This is a genomic window from Pasteurella canis, assembly GCF_020810675.1.
In the GTDB taxonomy this organism is placed as follows: domain Bacteria; phylum Pseudomonadota; class Gammaproteobacteria; order Enterobacterales; family Pasteurellaceae; genus Pasteurella; species Pasteurella canis.
The window spans coordinates 487,994-505,795 of the sequence record NZ_CP085871.1; the positions used below are offsets into that span (position 1 = coordinate 487,994).

19 protein-coding genes are annotated in these 17,802 nt (G+C 36.7%); 7 read left to right on the top strand and 12 right to left on the bottom strand.

Features of this window, described 5'->3' with window-relative positions:
• Position 1 precedes the first annotated feature (1 nt).
• The 4 genes from glmM to tnpA all read left to right on the top strand — a co-directional run bounded on the left by glmM (position 2) and on the right by tnpA (position 3,459).
• Complete coding sequence (gene glmM, locus K7G93_RS02245) at positions 2-1,336, top strand: phosphoglucosamine mutase (RefSeq protein WP_226690946.1); 1,335 nt, start codon at positions 2-4, stop codon at positions 1,334-1,336.
• Positions 1,337-1,403: 67 nt separating this feature from the next.
• On the top strand, positions 1,404-1,862 hold the full coding sequence (gene sixA / locus K7G93_RS02250; protein WP_049215065.1) for a phosphohistidine phosphatase SixA: 459 nt from the start codon (positions 1,404-1,406) through the stop codon (positions 1,860-1,862).
• A gap of 295 nt (positions 1,863-2,157) precedes the next feature.
• A complete protein-coding gene (locus K7G93_RS02255; RefSeq protein WP_226690947.1) occupies positions 2,158-2,811 on the top strand; it encodes a hypothetical protein in 654 nt (217 codons plus the stop codon).
• A 183-nt stretch (positions 2,812-2,994) separates the two neighbouring features.
• Positions 2,995-3,459 carry an IS200/IS605 family transposase gene (tnpA, locus tag K7G93_RS02260; protein ID WP_228400326.1) on the top strand — a complete coding sequence of 155 codons (465 nt, stop codon included), beginning with the start codon at positions 2,995-2,997 and terminating at the stop codon, positions 3,457-3,459.
• A 119-nt stretch (positions 3,460-3,578) separates the two neighbouring features.
• Here the strand turns inward: tnpA and minC are convergent, their stop codons facing one another.
• Positions 3,579-4,250, bottom strand: a complete 672-nt coding sequence (gene minC, locus K7G93_RS02265) for a septum site-determining protein MinC (RefSeq protein WP_115322839.1) — start codon at positions 4,248-4,250, stop codon at positions 3,579-3,581.
• Between the two features lie 92 nt (positions 4,251-4,342).
• Here minC and K7G93_RS02270 point away from each other — a divergent pair, with 92 nt between their 5' ends.
• Positions 4,343-4,594 carry a YcgL domain-containing protein gene (locus K7G93_RS02270; RefSeq protein WP_226690498.1) on the top strand — a complete coding sequence of 84 codons (252 nt, stop codon included), beginning with the start codon at positions 4,343-4,345 and terminating at the stop codon, positions 4,592-4,594.
• Here K7G93_RS02270 and K7G93_RS02275 read toward each other — a convergent pair.
• From K7G93_RS02275 to K7G93_RS02315, 9 genes are all read right to left on the bottom strand, one after another.
• Complete coding sequence (locus K7G93_RS02275) at positions 4,589-4,972, bottom strand: pyrimidine dimer DNA glycosylase/endonuclease V (RefSeq protein ID WP_049215057.1); 384 nt, start codon at positions 4,970-4,972, stop codon at positions 4,589-4,591. The genes K7G93_RS02270 and K7G93_RS02275 overlap by 6 nt on opposite strands.
• Positions 4,973-5,036: 64 nt before the next feature.
• Complete coding sequence (locus tag K7G93_RS02280; RefSeq protein ID WP_115322837.1) at positions 5,037-5,339, bottom strand: c-type cytochrome; 303 nt, start codon at positions 5,337-5,339, stop codon at positions 5,037-5,039.
• 3 nt (positions 5,340-5,342) lie between these two features.
• Complete coding sequence (locus tag K7G93_RS02285; protein WP_191134899.1) at positions 5,343-5,843, bottom strand: TlpA family protein disulfide reductase; 501 nt, start codon at positions 5,841-5,843, stop codon at positions 5,343-5,345.
• Complete coding sequence (locus K7G93_RS02290) at positions 5,833-6,504, bottom strand: ABC transporter ATP-binding protein (RefSeq protein ID WP_049215051.1); 672 nt, start codon at positions 6,502-6,504, stop codon at positions 5,833-5,835. The genes K7G93_RS02285 and K7G93_RS02290 overlap by 11 nt, the downstream gene beginning before the upstream one ends.
• Before the next feature lie 80 nt (positions 6,505-6,584).
• Complete coding sequence (locus tag K7G93_RS02295) at positions 6,585-7,724, bottom strand: ABC transporter permease (RefSeq protein WP_228400419.1); 1,140 nt, start codon at positions 7,722-7,724, stop codon at positions 6,585-6,587.
• Positions 7,711-9,033, bottom strand: a complete 1,323-nt coding sequence (locus K7G93_RS02300) for an ABC transporter permease (protein WP_228400420.1) — start codon at positions 9,031-9,033, stop codon at positions 7,711-7,713. Before K7G93_RS02300 ends, K7G93_RS02295 begins: the two co-directional genes overlap by 14 nt.
• Positions 9,033-10,430: a Fe-S-containing protein gene (locus K7G93_RS02305; RefSeq protein WP_228400421.1), complete on the bottom strand. Its 1,398-nt coding sequence runs from the start codon at positions 10,428-10,430 to the stop codon at positions 9,033-9,035. Before K7G93_RS02305 ends, K7G93_RS02300 begins: the two co-directional genes overlap by 1 nt.
• A gap of 152 nt (positions 10,431-10,582) precedes the next feature.
• Positions 10,583-11,104: an iron transporter gene (locus K7G93_RS02310; protein WP_049215042.1), complete on the bottom strand. Its 522-nt coding sequence runs from the start codon at positions 11,102-11,104 to the stop codon at positions 10,583-10,585.
• Between the two features lie 40 nt (positions 11,105-11,144).
• On the bottom strand, positions 11,145-13,034 hold the full coding sequence (locus tag K7G93_RS02315; protein WP_228400518.1) for an FTR1 family iron permease: 1,890 nt from the start codon (positions 13,032-13,034) through the stop codon (positions 11,145-11,147).
• 290 nt (positions 13,035-13,324) lie between these two features.
• Between K7G93_RS02315 and pepE the strand changes: the two genes are divergently transcribed.
• Together pepE and K7G93_RS02325 are read left to right on the top strand one after the other, a co-directional pair.
• The gene (gene pepE, locus K7G93_RS02320; protein ID WP_191135329.1) at positions 13,325-14,029 is read left to right on the top strand and encodes a dipeptidase PepE; all 705 of its coding nucleotides are present in this window, start codon (positions 13,325-13,327) and stop codon (positions 14,027-14,029) included.
• A gap of 104 nt (positions 14,030-14,133) precedes the next feature.
• Positions 14,134-15,024 carry a Dyp-type peroxidase gene (locus tag K7G93_RS02325; RefSeq protein WP_224046165.1) on the top strand — a complete coding sequence of 297 codons (891 nt, stop codon included), beginning with the start codon at positions 14,134-14,136 and terminating at the stop codon, positions 15,022-15,024.
• Between the two features lie 62 nt (positions 15,025-15,086).
• Here K7G93_RS02325 and mrcB read toward each other — a convergent pair whose 3' ends face one another.
• The gene (mrcB, locus tag K7G93_RS02330; RefSeq protein ID WP_228400422.1) at positions 15,087-17,417 is read right to left on the bottom strand and encodes a penicillin-binding protein 1B; all 2,331 of its coding nucleotides are present in this window, start codon (positions 17,415-17,417) and stop codon (positions 15,087-15,089) included.
• Positions 17,418-17,444: 27 nt separating this feature from the next.
• Positions 17,445-17,801, bottom strand: coding sequence for a YacL family protein (locus tag K7G93_RS02335; protein WP_049215032.1), 357 nt, complete (start codon positions 17,799-17,801; stop codon positions 17,445-17,447).
• Position 17,802 lies beyond the last annotated feature (1 nt).

Genomic DNA, 17,802 nt, shown 5'->3' on the forward strand with positions numbered 1-17,802 from the left:
AATGGCAGAACGTAAATATTTTGGCACAGATGGAGTGCGTGGAAAAGTAGGTAGCGCACCAATTACTCCTGATTTTGCACTTAAATTAGGCTGGGCTGCGGGTAAAGTATTGGCAACACAAGGTTCACGTACTGTATTAATTGGTAAAGATACTCGCATTTCTGGCTATATGCTCGAATCAGCATTAGAGGCTGGTCTAGCTGCTGCTGGACTATCTGCGGCATTTACGGGACCAATGCCAACTCCAGCGATTGCTTATTTGACACGTACTTTTCGTGCAGAAGCAGGGATAGTTATTTCTGCATCACATAATCCTTATTATGATAATGGAATTAAGTTTTTCTCAGCACAGGGAACTAAATTACCTGATGATGTTGAAGAGGCGATTGAAGCAATGCTTGACCAATCGATGGATTGCGTTGAATCAGCTGATCTTGGTCGTGCGAGCCGTATTACTGATGCTGCTGGTCGTTATATTGAGTTTTGCAAAGGAACCTTTCCTGCACATTTGAGCCTTGAAAATTATAAAATTGTTGTCGATTGTGCAAATGGCGCGACTTACCACATTGCACCTAATGTTATGCGTGAATTAGGGGCAGAAGTCATTGAGATCGGAACTAAACCCAATGGCATGAATATTAATGAAAAATGTGGTGCAACAGATATTAAAGCATTACAAGATAAAGTACTAGAAGTAAAAGCGGATGTTGGCTTAGCTTATGATGGTGATGGGGATCGCTTAATTATGGTTGATCATCTAGGTAATAAAGTAGATGGTGATCAAATTTTATTTATTATTGCACGTGAAGCATTACGTGCTGGTAACCTAAAAGGTGGTGTAGTTGGCACATTAATGAGCAATATGAGCCTTGAATTAGCACTCAAGCAACTTGCTATACCATTTGTGCGTGCTAATGTAGGTGATCGCTATGTGTTAGAAAAAATGCAAGAGAAAGGTTGGTTATATGGTGGTGAAAATTCAGGTCATATTATCATTGCAGATAAAAATACGACAGGGGATGGTATTATTGCTTCATTAGCAGTATTAACCGCGATGGTTCAGCATAAATTATCTTTAAATGAATTAGCAAGTGCTGTGCCATTGTTTCCACAGGTATTAATTAATGTGCGCTTTGTTGGTGGTTCTAATCCACTTGAAACAGATGCAGTAAAGGCTATTGCTGCTGATGTTGAAAAAAGACTTGTTGGGAAAGGGCGTATTTTATTACGTAAATCAGGTACTGAGCCATTAATTCGAGTAATGGTCGAGTGTGAAGATGGAGAGCTTGCTCAACAATGTGCAGAAGAAATTGCGGATGCTGTTCGCGCAAATTGATCATTTCATGGTTTATCAACTGAGCCTTATTGTGCTCAGTTTGTTTTTGTCTTATTGAGAATTTTCTATGGATATTTTTGTGATGCGTCACGGTGAAGCAGAATTGATGTCAAGATCCGATAAAGATCGTTGTTTGAATAGTCGTGGAATACAGCAAGCTATTGCACAAGGAACTTGGCTAAAATCGACCGCACTTTTAGGACATGTAATTGTGAGCCCTTATATTAGGGCACAACAAACTTTTGAACAGATCAATCAAATCCATAATGATCAGCTATTAAGCAAAGTTGAAACTTGGGATGCAATTACACCTTATGGCAATGCACATACTGTCGTGAGCTATCTTAGTGTTTTAGCTGAACAAGGCATTGAATCTGTTCTGCTCGTTTCACATTTACCTTTAGTGGGGGAAATTGTTGCCGCATTATGTGGGCGTAATTCAGTGAGCTTTTATCCTTCAACTATTGCACAAATTGAATGGGATGGTGAGATGGGGACTGTAGTAAAGACAAAATATCCAGAATAATTCATTATCATAAGATAATGGTATTCAATATTTTTGTATTAAATTTAAACAATTTTGAAAGTTCAATTATTTACATTACTTCACATAAAATAAATAGATTTATCTATTTTTTCATTAAATTCAATTTGTTATTTGTTCATTCAAATATTTTACTGTTGTAAAAATTATTTTTTGTTTCGTAAAAAATGTAAATAATGATTTCTTTTTTATGTAATTTAATACACACTATATCCAGCAAAGTGATATTCTTTGTGAGTTTTTTATTTGAAAACTTTAGTAAAGTTTAGGAGAAATGATGAAAAAATCAGTATTAGCTGCATTAGTATTAGGTGCGAGTTTAACTGTAACAGGTTGTTTTGATAAAGATAGCAAAGCGAGTCAAGAAGTAGAGAAAGCAAAAGCTAGCGTTGTTGAAACAAAAGAGACCGTAGTCAGTGCAGCGGGTGAAGTGAAAAACTCAGTAGTTGAAGCCGCAAAAGAAGTTAAAGATTCCGCTGCAGAAAAAGCCACAGAAATGAAAGAAGCTGCTGCTGTTAAAATGGAAGAAGCGAAAGCAGCAATGACAGAAGCAAAAGAGGCTGCAGCAGAAAAAGCCACAGAAATGAAAGAGGCTGCAGCAGAAAAAGCCACAGAAATGAAAGAGGCTGCTGCTGTTAAAATGGAAGAAGCGAAAGCAGCAATGACAGAAGCAAAAGAGACTGCTGCAGAAAAAGCCACAGAAATGAAAGAGGCTGCTGCTGTTAAAATGGAAGAAGCGAAGGAAGCGATGACAGAAGCAAAAGAGACTGCAGCAGAAAAAGCCACAGAAATGAAAGAAGCTGCTGCTGTTAAAATGGAAGAAGCGAAAGCAGCGATGGCGGAAGCAAAAGATGCTACAGCGGAAAAAGCAGCTGAAATGAAAGAAGAGGTAAAAGAAAAAGCAGAAGAAGTTGTTTTACCGAAACAATAATTCTAAGTGATAAAAACCACCTTGAAAAAGGTGGTTTTTTGATTTATAGCTAGACAAAGTCTAGCTATAAAAACCATACGCTTTGCGTATGGAACAGAAAAGCTTAAGCGGTGAGCAGAACAAAACATCCTCCTATAATGAACAAGGCTGACAACCAAAATTCAACATATAGGAGGATAAGTCATGGCAAGTAAATCCAATGACGATTCAAGTCTATCACACACAAGATGGAACTGTAAGTACCACATAGTCTTTATCCCTAAGTATAGGAGAAAAGCAATTTATGGAAAATTGCGAGTTGATATAGGAGGGATACTAAGACAATTATGTCACTACAAGAATGTAGAGATAATAGAGGCATATGCAATGAAAGATCATATCCATATGCTGTTAAGGATACCTCCAAAACTGGCCGTTTCAAGTTTTATGGGGTATTTAAAAGGTAAGTCATCGCTAATGATATTTGAAAGACATGCAAATTTAAAATATAAGTATGGGAATCGAAATTTTTGGGCGAAAGGCTATTATGTAAGTGCAGTAGGTTTAAATACAAAAATTGTAGAGGAATATATCCGAAATCAGGAAAAGGAAGATATGATTCAGGATAATTTATCGAAGAAAGAATATATGGACCCCTTTAAGGGGTAGGCAACAGAGTTATTGAACGGTTGTCAGACTTCACATGCCCCTTGAGGGGCATGTGAAGTACTAGGCCCTTATAGGGTGGCCTAAAAACCGCCCGTTTTACGGGCGGATTGTTATTTATTTTATTGGCTGAGTAAATATTGAAAGTTTAATTTATCTTTTTCAGCAAAAATACGTACTGCTTTATATAGATATTCTGCAGGTATCTTTTCTTGATATAGGAAGCGGCTGCTGACGGCAATAAATTCAGCGTTTAAGTATTGAGTATAGACAGAGCCTGAATTAGTATTTACACCAGCCATTGCTCTGCCTAACAGTTTTCCATAAATATGGATGTTTCCATCAGCAGCGACCTCAGCACCTTGCTCAACATTACCATGAATAATTAAATCACTATTTTTAGCATAAATAACTTGTTTATTTTCAACATGTTGATCGATGATTTTGACGGGTAAATAACGTGGTTCAGGTAAGATATCAGAAAATTCTCCACTTTTTCCTAATAAAGGAAGACCAGCTGCTATAATGAGTTCTTTTTGTAGGTGGTTTTTCCAATCAGATACGCCAATAATTTGGATATTAAATTCTGCGAAAAGCGATTTTAGAATCTCTAAATTCACTTTTTCAAGAGCGGATGTAAATTGAAGGATAACGGCAATATTTTGGAAAATAGATGGCGATGATTTGACTTTTTGGGCTAATGAACGTTTGATGACGGTAAGACTTGAGCTATTTAATGTAATAAAAATTGATGAAAATTGTCCTGTGCGAAATTCTACAATATCCTGTGCCATAATTGAGTCCAAATAAACAAATTGTCTGTTTCAATCATAAAGAATTGTGTTAGGATCAGCAAATCTTTTTTGCCAAAATTGGAAGTAAATCAATGTTATGTGCAATTTATAAAAGTCAACGAAGAGTTGGGACATATTTATATGTTGCTAAGCGAGAGCAATTTGATCCTGTACCAGAAGGATTAAGAGAGGCGTTTGGTGTGCCTATTTTTGTGATGATGTTTAATCTCGCAGGCAATAAACTTTTGGTTAATGCAGATAAAAAACAAGTATTAGAACAGATTCAACAGCAAGGTTTTTATTTGCAAATGCCAAAGGAAGACGATTGGTTATTTAAACTATAATTTGGCAGGTGTAAATCGAGCTTTAGCAGGCATTCTTTCTAAAATACGTGCTTGGTTTATTTTTAATGCCTGTTCGCTTGGCTGATAATCTAACCACAATTTTTTATCAGTAGGTAAGTTCTGTGGCCAAATGTATTGCACATTAAAACCACGTGCTTTACATTCGCGATGTAATAAATCATAACGTTTTTTTAGAAAAGTGAGTTTATTAAAGAAAAAACGAACATGTCCAGTACCTAATTTATAATCATCGGGTTGACCAGTTAAATCATATTTTCCTTTTGCCACTGCATTCGGTATACGAGTTAATTCACGATGTTCTGCAAGTAAGTGCTGGTCGCAAAGTTCAGTTGGTGATACAAGATTAATTCGGGTCATACGATTTTGTTTAGCTGAAAGTGTAAGAAAATGGCGTACTATTATTACGCCATCAAAGTTAATTCTATTTTAATGTTTCGATAAATTTCGCGATACTTTGCATATCTTCATCAGATAAGCGAGATTTAGCGGCATTGCCAGCACCTACAACTTGCCCATCTTTACGTGCTTTTAATGCATTGATAATCTCGTTTGCCGCTAAGTCTTTTAGTGGCCGTGATTGATTTAATGCTGATTTTTCCGCATTATTACCATGACAAAATGCACAAGGTTTGAATAATTGCTTTCCACGTTCTGCGCTTACTTCTGCTTGTGCTGTTGAAATTGCGCAGCTCATAATTAATAGAGTAGAGTAAATTTTTTTCATTATTTAGCCTTTAAAGAGTAAATGTAAATCTTTAGGGGGAATTAAGCCCTCGAATTTATAAAGGATTTTCCCTTCTGGGTCAATAACGAAAGAGGTGGGGGTACCAATTAATTGATAGCGTTCTGCACTGATCTTAAGTTGATCTTTAACTACTGGAAGCTGAATTTTCCTTTTAGTTACAGTAGCTTGAGTATCTATTTTCTCACCATCAATATTCATTGCAATAATATGTAAATTATTGTTAGGGTAATTTTGCATAAATTGTTCAAATGATTTCAATTCATTAATACAAATTCCACAAGTTTCAGACCAGAAATTAAGGATAATCGTTTTTCCTTTCCAATCAGAGAGACTCACTTTATTCCCTTGTAAATCAAATGCTGCAATATCTGGAGCGGATTGCCCAACAACAGCTTGTTGCTCTTTACATGACATCAAAGAAAAACAGACCGCACTTAGCAGTATGAGTTTGAGTAATGAAGTTAGAAGCTCATTAATTTTCATTATGTTCTTCTCGTAGAAACTTACCATGTTGTAAGAAAATTGTACGATGTGTTAACTTGCCTAGCTCTGGATTATGCGTCACCATGACAACAGTTCTACCTTGCTTATTCAATTCAATCAATAAATCTAGCACGAGTTGTTCGTTTTTTTCATCCAGATTTCCCGTTGGCTCATCTGCGAAGATGACAGGTGGTTGGTTAACTAATGCTCGGGCAATACATACTCGTTGCTGTTCCCCACCTGATAGCTGACTTGGTCGATGATCAAAACGATGATCTAGCCCTACTTGTTTTAGTACTACTTTGGCTGCCTCTTCATCAATCACGCTATGGTAGTGTTGAGCTAGCATGACATTTTCAAGTGCAGTGAGATATGGGATTAAATGAAATTGTTGAAATACTAAACCAATTTTTTCAGCCCGAAAACGTTGCCGACCAACCTCATCGAGTTGTGCCGCATCAATACCATCTAAGATAACTTTCCCTTCAGACGCTGTATCTAAGCCTGTGAGAATGTTCATTAATGTAGTTTTACCTGAGCCAGAAGCCCCCATAATTGCAACGAATTCACCTTGTTTTATTTGGATATTGATATCTTCAAGTGCGGTCACTTGATCAAATCGTTTGTATAAATGCTGTGTTTCAATGACATAGTTTGACATAGTCTACCTTTTGCTAAGTGAGTACTACAGGAGGTTTTCTGCTGTACTGTATTATATTTTTACAATTGTGTTATAGCACATTATTCGCCTTTTAATATATTGGCAGTTTGGATATCTAAAGCGCGTCGTGTTGGTACAATGACAGCAATGAATGCGACTAATAATGATAAGATAATCGTAATAGGTATAACAGGTAATCGCATATCAATATAGGCTTTGAAAACAGTCAATCCTAGAACTTGTGCTAGTAAATAGCCGATGATTAATCCCGTGATAATAGCACAAAGTGCAATAATGAATGTTTCTGTGCCAATTTGCCTAATAATATCTTGTTGTTTAGCGCCTAATGCTTTTTGTAATGCAAATTCTTTCGCTCGTTCACCAACAATCGCAATTAATGTCGTATTCACACATAATGTGGCAAGAATTAAGATAACGATTGATATTAAACCCATTAAGCCTTTAATTTTATCTAAAATTTGCCCTTCAGAAGCAGAAACTTTACGAATAGGGCGAATTTCTAAATCAGGATAATGTTGCTGTAATTGTGTTGCAAAGGCTTCCACTTGTCCTTGATCATTTTTAACATTTAATAAGGCGTTTGTTGCTTGCCCTTCTTTTTCTAACCAATTTTGAGCAAATTCTAAGTTGACAATTAACATATTGTCAGTAGCATCACCTGACTCAATGATAGCTTTAATATTAAAACTCTGCTTTTCTACAGCATTTTTACTAAGTGTAATTTTATCTCCCACTTTTAAATTTAAGCGTTCTGCTAATGTTTTACCAATCATTGCATTACGGTCATCAAAATTGACGCCAATTTGTGAGCCTGTAATTTGCCAGTAGGGCGCTAAAGTTTTCATATCTTCAAACCATACTCCCATGAGGACAATTTTTTCTAGTTCACTGCGTGTAATACCATATAAGTAGGGGCTTGCTGCAGTGATCAAACCTTGCGGCGCTTGAGTAAGGATTTGTTGTAATTGTTGTTCTTGGATTAAGCCACTGGTAGTTGGTCCAATATAGAAATTCGCCCCAAAAGTACGTAACTCTTGGCTCATTTTCGTATTGATATCAAAATAGACGGCAGCCATTGCGGTGACAATGCTGGCACCAACGGTTAAGGCTGCAAAGATGATAAATACACGCTGCAAGCGTAAACGTAAAGCGCGTAAAATTAAACGCCAAAACATAGATTTTGACTTATTGGCGACCATAAAGCACCTCCACTGGATACAAGCGTGCAATACGATGTGCAGGGAACCATGTACCGATTAGAGCAATAAGTATTGAGAGTACTAATACGCAAGGCACCACAATCCATGCAAAATCTAGTGGTGCACCGAATAATGTGGTACCAATAAATTTTGCTAATCCCCAACCTGCGATACAACCAGAAATACCTCCTAATAATCCACTAATGATAGCTTCACAATAAAATAAGAGTACAATTTGCCATTGATATGCACCAAGAGCCTTCATCAAACCAATCTCTTTGCTTCGTTCAATGATGGTTGTAGTCATTAATGAGGCAATTCCCATTGCAGCAGCAATTAAGGCAGCAATTGTGACTACAGCGAGTAGTAGTTGAATTTTTTCAATGACTACACCTTCAGATGCTGCAACTTGCCAGATTGGACGCACTATAGCTCCTGAAATAGCCTCTTCAAGTTGGTGTGAGATAGAGGAAACATAGGCTGTACAATACCAACGGTCATATTCTTCAGCATCTAGTCCATCGACATTTGCACGTGCCTTACGTGAAAGTGCATTTTCAGGGACGGTAAGCGCCGATACTTTAATTGCTTGTACTTTACCTTGTAAACCTAGTAGATCTTGTACCGCACTTAATGGGAGTACAAGTTGTTTTTCTTCTTGTCCACCCGTAGCAAGAATACCTTTAATTTCAACACGTAATTGATGAGTAAATTCAGCCTCTTGATAGTTAAGTTGTATTTGATCGCCTTGTTGCCATTGTGTTGTTTTTGACAATTGTTCACCAATTAGAGCAGGGATGAGATCAGTGAAATCATCTTTTCGATCATCTACCCATTCGCCTTGAACTTTCCAATATGGACTAATGATCTTTTGTCCTGTGTGATAATCCTCTTCATCGGGAATGGCAATTTGATGGTCGAAGAATGTGCCTAAAATTTGGACTGTTTGCACTGCATTTTGATCGATTTTTTGTGCCTGTACCTCTGCATTTAAAAGTGGAGCGAAACCAACAATATTATTACGCCAGAAAATGTCTTTAACATTGGCTAATTCTTTTTCGTCAAGAAAGTCTTGGCTTGCCAGTGAGCTTGCTCCATTTACATCTTGCGGCAGGATAGCACTACTGGCAGGCTCAACTAAAATGTTTGCCCCATAAGATTTTAGCTCGTGAGCCATTTTATCGCCAATATCAATAGAGACTGCGAGTAAGGCAGAGACTAAGCCCGCAGCGAGGAAAATGGTAACAATAGCCAGTAATTTACGTTTTAAACCAAAGCGCCAAGACTGAATGAGCATACGAGTTAACATTATTGACCTCCTTCAATTTTGAGATATTTTTCTGGCGCTTCGCGGAATAAATTGAGGTTTTTGTCATTAGCAAAGAAGTAGGTTTTACCTTCATAGCTATATTTATGTTCTGTTTTCGTATTTTTTAGTTGAGTATGATCAACAGGATCAATAACATCAATTTCGACGATAGTAGAAAAATAGTTTAATCCCTCTTCTAAACTTTTTTTCGTAATAATCACATGTGTATCATTTTGTTGCCAATTTTCAATAGGGACAGGATTACAACCACCTGGTTTACCAATGGAAGGAATAAACATTCTTACACCACAGCCAACACAGACGACTTGATCGCCTTCCATCACATATCCTTGATCACCACATAAAATACAGGCATCAAATACAGCGGCTAAACTGAGGCGATCGGGTAAACGATTAATTAAGAAGAAGCGTACTGCTTTACCATCATCAGCAATCCAAACAAAACGGTGGAGTTTACCATCTTTTACTTTCTCAATTGGAATAGAGACTTGGTTATTGTTATCCATTTGAACAGGTGTTGCTTCAGATAAACGTGGCGGTTGGGAGGCGATTTTATCCCAGTAAAGTTGAGTGCTTAATATTAAGAAAATGATGACTATGCCCCAAAAAATTAAGCGATGTGACACTAAAAGTGCGGCTTGTTTTTTGCGTTTTTCGATCGGTTGAGACTCCTGTTGCATCGCATGTTTTCGCACGAAGTGAATATTGATAGTAAACGCAAGAATAACAATAAATAATATGACAGTATGAATGTAGTTAAAGAAGTTGGCTATATTACCTGATTTAGCAACGAAGCTAAGGCGTGGTTTTGTTAAGTCTATTATCTGTAATTTCATTAAAGTCAGTAGTAGATCGCCAAATAGTGGTGTAATCAGAAGTAATGTCACTAATGTTGTAATAAAATAAGAGAGTACAGTTAGTCTGTTTTGTATTTTGCATTGCTTTAATAAAATATTAATCCAGATTGTAACGAATAAGCAGAGTAGGATGCCAAGAATAATTGCACTACTATGCAAAATAAAATCAGTATTGATAACATCGGTGTTGGTAATTGCAGAAAGATTAGGATCTTTTCCCCAAAAAACTCCTGCGATAAATGTTAGTAGTACGTGCCATAGATAGGCTATTTTATAGGTGTGAAAAAATTGGCAAATATAAAACAAAATTAAGCTAACTAGGATAAAGCTTGTTAGGATTAAATTGACAGTTTGACTTCTTGGCAGATGAAGAATTGTTATCACTCCTAAAGTAAAGCTGATGATAGAGAGCCAAATAAGCGGTTTGGTTTTAACTTGCGGATAATATGACCAAGCACAACCAAGGAGTAAGGCAAAAGGTAGTAGATTTTGCAATAAAAATGTAAAAAAATAATTCATAATATATCCGTGTAGAATTCAGCCCGAAATGATATTTCAATGAAAATACTAATATTTCCAATGACTATTTTAATGTGGAAATAGTCATTGGAAATATAAAAGAGTAGATAACAAATAGCGAAGGTGCGTTTATCACGCACCTTATCTTTTTATCAATTTAAACCTGTGTATTTAAATTCATAGCTTACATCAAATGGCTTCCACCAACGACCCACACCAGTTTCTTCATCAGTGTGGCGGTGCATACCTGCTTTTGGTGGTGGCTCAATGTGGTATGTCAATTTGTAGTTACCTACACCCATCATTTTAATATTTAAACCATAGTGTGGACCATCGCCAGCTACCATTGGCATAAATGTTCCCTCTTGTTTTTCACCTGTATCCGTATTTACTAAAGTATAGTTGATAGTTAAATATGGCATCCATTCACCTTCACCGAAACCATTCACATTACCTTTAATCGCATGGATATCTGCTTCTAAGTGAATATCAGATTTTGCTGCAGGCAGCCCCATACCACGTGGCTCCATATCCACTGGCTGTAGATATACTGCTGCAATTTCCATACCATTCATTTCGACAGGTTCACCGATTGGATATTCTTTAAATGCCAATGCGGATGGTGCAGCCAAAATGCTAGCTAACAAGGTTGTTGTGAAAAGTGCTTTTTTCATACTCAATCTCCTCTCAATCTTTAAGTATTGATATATAACATTAAATAGCTTTATTACTTTGATACTTCATATAAAACAAAGCAAAAATTGCTGCAAAAATTAGAACAACTTGTGGTAGTAATGTTTCAACATAAGGATAAATACCTAACCAACTAATTTCAGGGATACCTGTAATGAGGGTGGGTTCAAATAATTTACCTTCAATTAACTCAAGAACACTTTTTCCTGCAAAAACAAATGCCATGAGATACATAAATATGCCGGTGAACATAAAGAATGGTTTTAATGGCAATTTCACGACGGTATAGCGCATGATGAAGTAGCAAATTGCCAGAATAATAATGCCAACAAAAAAGCCCGCCAAAAGATAGAAATAACTCACAGCAGTTGTGGCATCACCAGCTAAAGCATAATAAAACAGGACAGTTTCGGCACCTTCACGATAGACCGCTAAAAAGCTAGTTAGCCATAAACCAACTAATGAGCCTGTAGTTAGGGCAGTAGATAATTTACCTTCTAAATAACGTTTCCAATTTTGTGCTTCAACCTTAGAAAGTAACCAATAACTCATCATGAATAACATGACTACCGCGATCATCATAGTGAAGCCTTCTAATAGCTCTCGGCTAGCCCCCGCATTTGAAAAGACTAACTGGAATATTGCCGCAGTAATTAAGCTACCTATTAATGCGACATATACAGATTGGCGAATTACAGGGAGTTTGTCTTGATGATTATTTTTGATCAAATAAGTGATAATTGCAGCTACAATGAGTAATGCTTCTAGACCTTCACGTAAAATAATCAGTAAGCTATAGAGGAACATCGACCAATGGCTTTGGTTTTCACCTTGTAGCATATCTACTGCATTATTCAGGTCTTGTGCTAAACCTGTGGCCTGTTCTTGTAATTGATTTATGCTGGCATTCGCTTTAATTAAGCTGACTAAGCGAGTGAAATAGCCTTCAAGCTTAGCTTTAAATTGGCTATCACGCGAGCCAATTTTATTTTCCATACCACTACTTTCAAACACATCAAAGTAAGTATCCTGTACTGTAAGCATTGCTTTTTTACTATCACCTTGTTGATATAATGCAATAGCTTTTTGGATACCTTGATTGATTTCAGTCGTGATCTTATTCCAATCTTGATTTAGTGTATCATCAGTGAGTTGCACTGCTGATGATTGTGCAACTTGATGCTCACGTGTGGTTGGTAAATCAGGTAATTGCTCTTCAATATCTTGCAGTAATACTGTGATTTGGTAGCCTAGATGATTTATTTGATCAGGTTTATCACTCAAACGGATCAAATCATAAAACTGTTGGTTAATTCCTGCAGAAATTGCGGCTGAACGGTTTTGACGAATTGACATTTCCATTTCTGAGTTTTTAAAACCATCATATTGTGCTTGCTGGACGAGTTTTTTAGCTTGAGTAAAATCACTATTTTCATAAGCTGTAATAGCTTGCGCTAATAAATCATCAATGATTTTAAAACTTTGTTGCCAATGTTGTGCAATGTGTTGATTAGTATAAACATCATGTTGTCCAGAAGCATTGAGTTGATGTCCTTCTGTCAGAGCTGGCAAAACAGCGTGCAGCTCTGCTTTTAATCCATCAATTTTATTTTGTATTTCCGTAAGTGGTTTTTGTTCACCAATCATTTTACGAATCTCGCCAAAAGTGGCTTCCATTTGATAGCTTTTTTGTGCGGAGAAATTAATTCGGATTGGACCTTCTAGATTTTCAAAAACTTCAAAATACGCCATCTGTACTTCAGTACGCGCATCATCAATATTGTTTTGCTGGTATAACAATGCAGTTTTATCTAGGCGACTTTCAATATCTTGTACCCATTGTGCATAATTATCTTTGGCTTGTGCAGTGGAAAAGAGAAAAACTATAACAGTGAAAAAAATATATCGCATCCAATGAAAACGGCTCATATAACTAACCTAAATGATAGTGATTATTATCTTCGTTAATGCAATTATGCGCTTATGAATTTTTTTCGCAACAAAAATAAACAGAACATGTTGAAAATGTGATTGAAAGCACAAGTTTTATCAGAGTTCTTAAATTTGACTTAACGGAAATTTAACATCACGACAGGATTGTGTGATTTCGCTCACGAAATACATAACTTTATTTTTATCTTTCTTGAGAGGCATTGCATAATGAGAGCATTAATTAAGTGTAAAATACAGCGAGGCTTATGATGAAAAAAATGTTATTAATGAGTGGTTCTAAATACCAACAAACCGATTATTTAGTCCATACGATCCCGTGGTTAAAACAATTTTTAGCTGATTATCAGGGGAAAACAGTCGCCTTCATTCCTTATGCAGGTGTACGTCAATCTTATGATGAATATGAAGCAAAAGTACAAAAAGCACTAGCTGAACTTCAAGTGAATATCATTTCTGTTCATCGCGCAGCAAAACATGTAGATATGATTGAGCAAGCTGATGTGATTGCAATTGGTGGTGGGAATACGTTTTGTTTGTTAAAAGGGATGTATGAGCATAACTTGATTGAAGCAATCCGTGCTAAAGTTGAATCGGGCACGCCTTATTTTGGTTGGAGTGCGGGAGCAAATGTTGCTGGTTGTTCTATTATGACAACTAATGATATGCCAATTACTTATCCTCCATCATTCGATGCCTTAAATTTATTTCCACATCAAATAAATCCACATTTTATTTCTGGTAAGCCACAAGGACATAATGGTGAGAGTCGAGAGGAAAGACTAGCTGAATTTCTGATCGTTAATCCTAATTCAAAAGTATATGCCTTACCAGAAGGCACGGCATTATCTATTGAGGGTGATTCTGCAACTGTTTTAGGAAACCATGATATCTTATTATTTAGTGAAAATATGCAATTAGAAATGATTTCAACTGGTTCAGCTGTCCACTATTAGTTTAATCTAAGCGGTTATGATCTTTTATCTAACTTTATTTGTTGAAAAACGCATAACTGCTTATAATTTGAGTCACTTTTTAGATTTGATAGAGAGAGAATAACATGACAGCGCAAAGTGGTATATTATTAGAACATTGTAAAGCAGCAATTTATTTAGAGGCAAATATTACAAACTTAGCTGCAATTCCAGAGGCAAGTCGTCAGTTTTGTGAAAAGTTAGCCCAATTACAACAACAATTTCCAGATACTAGATTGGGTGCAGTTGTCGCATTTGGTGATAAAGTTTGGAAACAATTAGCAGGCGAAAAGAGTGCGCAAGAATTAAAGCCTTTTATGACTTTAGGTAAAGGCGATGCTTCTGCACCTGCGACACAATATGATCTATTAGTTCACATTCAATCATTACGTCCAGATGTTAACTTTTCTGTTGCACAAGCAGCTATGGCAGTGTTTGCAGATGTAATTGATGTTCAACAGGAGATTCATGGTTTCCGCTGGATTGAAGAGCGTGATTTTACAGGATTTGTTGATGGTACTGAAAACCCACAGGATGCTAAGCGTGCTGAAGTGGCATTAATTGCACAAGGCGATGATATTGATGGCAGTTATGTATTTACACAACGCTATGAACACAATTTAACTAAATGGGAAAAGCTAACGACAGCAAAACAGGAAACTGTTATTGGTCGTACAAAGCCTGATAGTGTTGAATTAGATAACAAATTAGATACATCTCATGTAGGACGTACAGATTTAAAAGAGAATGGTGTTGGGTTAAAGATTTTACGTCAGAGCTTACCTTATGGTACAGCGAGTGGTAAGCATGGTTTATTCTTTATTGCTTATTGTGCAACTTTATATAATATTGAACAGCAGTTGTTGAATATGTTTGGTGAAAAAGACGGTAAAACCGATCGCTTGTTAGGCTTTACTAAAGCCGTGACAGGTAGCTACTATTTTGCCCCATCTTTGGATAAATTGAAAAACTTGTAAGTCATTTATTGTGCATATGAAATGCGGTTGAAATTTTCAGAATTTTAACCGCACTTTATGTATTAATTTGCCGTTGCTTCTTCTACTGGAGCAGGTAGGTTTGGCGATTGGTATTCTGGACCTAATACCTCCCAAATATTTTGTTTATATGGTATAGATTCAGTCGTTTGACAGAAAGATTGCTCTTTATTTCTCCACACAGGAATTTTACGTGTACTTGTACAGTCCCAAGCACCGTGTTCATTAATACCTATCCACTCTATTGTAGCTAATGAGGCTAAATTCAGAGGACGTGTAGTATTACGCTGTAAGTAGTCTCTATATACTTGTAATGCTCCAGAAGCGCCTGTCAATTTTGTTTCAGCGTTATCATCTCGCCCTAACCAAACTGTGGCAATATGTGTGCCATCAATCCCAACAAACCATGTATCACGTGCGTCATTTGTCGTACCTGTTTTTCCTGCTAAGTGTAAATGGGCAAACTGCGTTTGCAAGCTACGTGCAGTGCCTCGTTCAACGGTTTGTTGCATAGCATACAGTGTCTGGTAAGCTGCTTCTGCTGGCACGACACGTTCTGGTTCTAAACGACGTTGATATAATAAATTACCTTGTTGATCAGTGACACTGTCAATCGTCGCTAATGGAATTTTTTGACCTTGGTTTGCAATGACTTGATATAAATGAGTAACTTCATAAGGTGAAATAGCATAAGCACCTAATAAAGTTGATGGTACTTTTGGAATTTTTACTTTATCCCACCCCATTTTTTGCTGTGTTTCAATGACATTAGTTAAACCAACTTGCATACCGATATTCACAGTTGGAATATTTAATGAGCGAGCTAAGGCATCCATAAACATCACTGGACCACTGTATTTGCGATCGTAATTACGTGGTTGCCAAGGTGGGCTACCTTTAATATTAATTGTGATTGGTTGGTTTTGAATAGGAGTATTTAAGCGAAAATGCTCGGGTTGGGCAAGTGCAGCTAAATAGATAGAGGGCTTCACTAAGGAGCCGATTTGTCTCTTGGCACTTAATGCACGGTTAAACCCCGCATATTGTGTTTGTAAACCACCTACTAATGCACGTACTTCACCTAAACGATAGTCAGCAATAACCATAGCTGCTTGTAAATGAGGATTTTTATGCTTAGCTTGCAAAGTCGATGTCGCATTGACAACAGCATTTTCGGCATGAGTTTGTTGTTTGATATCTAACGTCGAAAAAATACGCGCACCTAATAAATTACTAGCCTTATTTTCACCTAATTGTTCACGTAGTTCGGCTTGTAGTGTTTGAATGAATGCTGGATATTTACGTGTTATTTGCCCACGTTCTTGTACGCCTAATGGTCGTTGAATTAACATTTGGTAAAGTTCGTCACCGATCACCTTATGATCTCGTAACAACGCTAACACAACATTACGGCGTTCTATCGCATTCTTAGGATTACGCCAAGGATTGTATAAAGATGGACCTTTTACCATTCCAACTAATAACGCAATCTGATCAAGGCTAATTTCACGTGTCGATCGTCCAAAATAAAAATAGCTAGCTAATTCAAAACCATGAATTTGTATATCACCACTTTGTCCTAAATAAATCTCATTCAGATAAGTCTCTAAAATACGATTTTTATCATAACGCCAATCCAAAATGACCGCCATTAAAGCCTCATTTAGTTTACGAGTTAATGTTCGTTCATTCGTCAAAAAAAGATTTTTGACTAGTTGCTGAGTCAAGGTGCTGCCACCTTGAACGGTATGTCCTGCTTGGATATTGGTTATTGTTGCACGTGCAATACCAAGTAAACTAATGCCTTCGTGCTGGTAAAATCGACGATCTTCAGTTAATAACAGAGCATCAATGAGCAAACGTGGATAATTTTGTAAGGTAATTGCAAGACGTTCTTCTTTGTCTGATTGTAGCATTGCAATTAATTTAGGTGCGAGGCGAAATTCTGAAATAGTATGTTGGTTAATTAAATCTTCAATAACATTTAAGTGCTCATTTTGAAAGCGTAGACGAAAAACACGCTGTGCTTCAGGCTGTACAGGAAAAGGAAATGCTCGGCGTAATAACACGATAGTATTGTCTTCAACTTTGAAATCACCAGGTGCTGCAATCAGCTTAGTCTGGCGGTATTCGTTATCAAGTAATAATTGTTTTACTTGTTCGAATGTTAGGTGATCTTCAAGGCGGATACTCTCAATCCGACTATATACTTCAGCTGGGAGGCGCCAAATTTGCCCATTCATTTTAGTTCTTATTTGCCAATCTAAATACACCGCATAGAAAGTTAATAGACAGGTCAAAGTGAAGGCGAGTTTAATGAATAATATGAACCAAGATTTTTTTCGTGTCGATTTGGCTTTTTTTACTTTTGACATAGGGCATTCTCGAATGAGGTCGAAGAATTATGGTTGAGTAAAATCTAAATAAGCTTGTAATAAATGAATAAAATCATCCGTTCCACAAAAAGCGATGCTTTCTTCATCATAATAATGAAAGTCATCTTCAAGTGGTTGATCATTTTCAATCATCAAATTATTCGCACGAACCATGATTTCCTCTTGATTAACAAAAAGCGTATATTCGTGACCAATTAAAGTAAATTCCTCTTGTGCTTTAAGTAGTTGGAGTCGATGAAGTAGGTCTTGAATTTTATTAGAATCTGACCGCACTTCACTATTAAACCAATTAGCTATCGCCTCGTGTTCCATAGAACATTTCACGATAATTGAGCCTAACTGAGAAGTAAATTGAAAATCCATA